This is a genomic window from Gemmatimonas sp. (assembly GCF_044376735.1).
Lineage (GTDB): Bacteria > Gemmatimonadota > Gemmatimonadetes > Gemmatimonadales > Gemmatimonadaceae > Gemmatimonas.
In genome coordinates this window covers 1-2,616 of the sequence record NZ_JBILKJ010000279.1, presented here as the reverse complement: position 1 = coordinate 2,616, position 2,616 = coordinate 1, and the positions used below count along the sequence as shown (strand labels likewise).

At 65.9% G+C, this 2,616-nt stretch carries 3 protein-coding genes; 2 read left to right on the top strand and 1 reads right to left on the bottom strand.

Annotated elements, in window-relative coordinates:
• Positions 1 to 87: 87 nt before the first annotated feature.
• Positions 88 to 426: a PEP-CTERM sorting domain-containing protein gene (locus ACIRA7_RS16635; protein WP_396221948.1), complete on the bottom strand. Its 339-nt coding sequence runs from the start codon at positions 424 to 426 to the stop codon at positions 88 to 90.
• Between the two features lie 346 nt (positions 427 to 772).
• Between ACIRA7_RS16635 and ACIRA7_RS16630 the strand changes: the two genes are divergently transcribed.
• Both ACIRA7_RS16630 and ACIRA7_RS16625 read left to right on the top strand, forming a co-directional pair.
• Entirely contained in the window at positions 773 to 1,669 is an 897-nt protein-coding gene (locus tag ACIRA7_RS16630) for an ABC transporter ATP-binding protein (RefSeq protein WP_396221947.1), read from the top strand.
• The coding region (locus ACIRA7_RS16625) for an ABC transporter permease (RefSeq protein WP_396221946.1) at positions 1,669 to 2,616 on the top strand (948 nt) is incomplete at its 3' end. The genes ACIRA7_RS16630 and ACIRA7_RS16625, both read left to right, overlap by 1 nt.

The window sequence follows — 2,616 nt, the reverse complement described above, 5'->3', positions numbered from 1 at the left end:
AGGATTTTGTGTTGGAGCGCTGGACACGGCACGCGGGTGATGCCTGCGCCGCGATCTGGCGGACCCTGCGTCGTCCATCCCAGATCGCTATGCCGACCGGCGGCGCTTTGCGCGCGCGAGGCCAGCGACCATGGCGAGGCCCGCCGCGACGAGCGCGGAGCTGTCCGGCTCGGGAACTGTGGCCACGTTCACCACCGAGACGTTGTCGACGACCGCGCCGCCAACCGTGTAGTGTGCCGAAACCGAACCCAGAGGGACGAAGGATTCGTCGTCAAGGCGGAGCTCGGTCTGTGCGAAGTCGATCGGTCCAGCACCGGCATTGGACTTCAAGGACACGCGCAGGTCAACGCTGTTCCCACTCTTGAGCGAAGCGTTCTGACCGTAGTTGAAGCTGAGCGTGTAGGTCGGCCCCGTGTAGACGTCCACGCTCGTGCCAAGCGTCCAGCCGGTGATGGCGCCAGGCCAGGTAATGCCGTTGTCGTTCGTGCCGATTTACGTGACGCCGGTCCCGAACTGTTGAAACGCAGCGAAGGGCTTCGTAGCAGGACGATTACACCAGCAGGCTCCGAGTTGAGCGCGCTGAATGGCAACGGATCATGTGCCAACCATTGCGGGGGACATGACGCACGTCTTCGTGCAATTTCGGACGTTGCGGCGACCGTGGCTCTCGATCCCCGTACGCCGCCTCGCGGGCTGAAACTAATGGCCGGAGCGCTCGTTGTTTCCCATGCCTGCGCGGTACCCACCAACCCCCCGAACCGCTTGCCCCCCGATGACCCTGCGCATCGAGTCCATCGCCAAGACCTACCCCAATGGGGTCCGGGCTCTCCACAACATCTCGCTCACGATCCCGCCCGGTATGTTCGGGCTGCTGGGGCCCAATGGCGCCGGCAAGTCGTCGCTGATGCGTACGATCGCCACGCTGCAGCCGCCGGATTCGGGGAGCATCCACTTCCGGGACATCGACGTGCTCCGCGAACCGGAGCGGTTGCGCGCCCAACTCGGCTACCTGCCGCAGGAGTTTGGGCTCTATCCCAACATGCCCGCCGAGGCCATCCTCGACCACTTCGCCACCCTCAAGGGCGTCGTGAACTCGGGGGAACGCAAGGACCTCGTCGCGATGCTGCTGCAGCAGGTCAACCTGTACGACGTGCGCAAGAAAAGCGTCGGCGGATACTCGGGGGGAATGAAGCAGCGGCTCGGCATCGCCATCGCGCTGGCCGGCCGCCCCAAGCTGCTCATCGTCGACGAGCCGACGGCCGGTCTTGATCCCACCGAGCGGAACCGCTTCCTCAACCTGCTCGCCGACATCGGTGACGATGTCGTGGTGATCCTCTCCACGCATATCGTCGAGGACGTGCGCGAGCTCTGCTCGAACATGGCCATCATCAACAAGGGCGAGGTGGTGGTGCAGGGCGAGCCGGAGCGCATCATCGATACGGTGCGCGGGCGTATCTGGCGCCGCACGATTCCGCGCGCGCAGACCGACGCCTACAAGTCGCAGTACCAAGTCATCTCCTCGCGCCTCGCGGCCGGCAACACGGTGCTGCATGTCTATGCCGAGTCCGATCCTGGCGATGGTTTCGTGGCCGTGGATCCCGATCTCGAGGACGTGTACTTCCACCGACTGGCCGAAGCGTCGGGCGGTCGGGTCCCGGTGGAGGCCTGATGTTCGGACCGCTGTTTGCCTTCGAGCTCCGGAGTCACTTCCGGCGCCCGGTCACGTGGCTGTATGTCGCCATCGTCTTCCTGCTGTCGTTCTTCGCCCTCAGTACCGACGGCGTGGTCGTTGGGACGGCGCTGGGCAAGGTCAAGCGGAACAGTCCCTTCGCGCTGGCCCAGCTCTACGGGATCCTGCTGGCCATCGGGCAGATCATCACCAGTGCGCTGGTGGGCACCACGGTCCTGCGCGACTACGAGGCCGGTGTCCACGAGTTGCTGTTCACGACGCGCATCTCGCGTAGCGCCTACCTGGGGGCCAAGTACCTCGCGGCGTTCCTGGCCATGCTGCTCGTCTTCGCGGCGCTGCCGCTCGGGGCCCTGCTGGGATCGGTGATGCCGTGGGCGGACGGCGAGACGCTGCAGGCCGTGCAGGTCTGGCATTACGTGCAACCGTTCCTGCTGATGGGCGTGCCCGGGGTGTTCTTCCTGAGCAGCCTGCTCTTCGCCGTTGGATCGCTCACGCGCAGCAGCTTCGCCGTGTACGTGGCGGGCATCCTGCTACTCGTCGGGTACTCCGTGGCCGATGATCTCGTGCGCCAGCTCGACCGCGACATGCTGGCCAACCTCATCGATCCATTCGGTATCCGCTCGATCAGCCTCGTGACCCGCTACTGGACCCCGGCGGAGAAGAACGCGCAGACGCTGCCGATCGCCGGATTCATTGGCGCCAACCGTGCGCTTTGGGCGGCGGTCGGTGCGGTGATGCTGGCCGCGGCGTTCCGCTTCGTCAAGCTGGAGAAGGACGCCGCCGTCTCATCGCGACGCCGAGTCAAGCGCGCGGCGCCTCTGGTGCCCTTGGTTCGCGTCGCGGCCCTGACCGTCCCCGCTTCCGGTCGTGCGTATAGCCCGCCGGCGATCCTCGCCGGCTGGCGCAGCGTGACCGCGTTCCATGTC

Excerpts from the sequence above, each read along its gene's own strand:
- ACIRA7_RS16630 (WP_396221947.1), top strand. The coding sequence starts at position 773 with ATGACCCTGCGCATCGAGTCCATCGCCAAGACCTACCCCAATGGGGTC.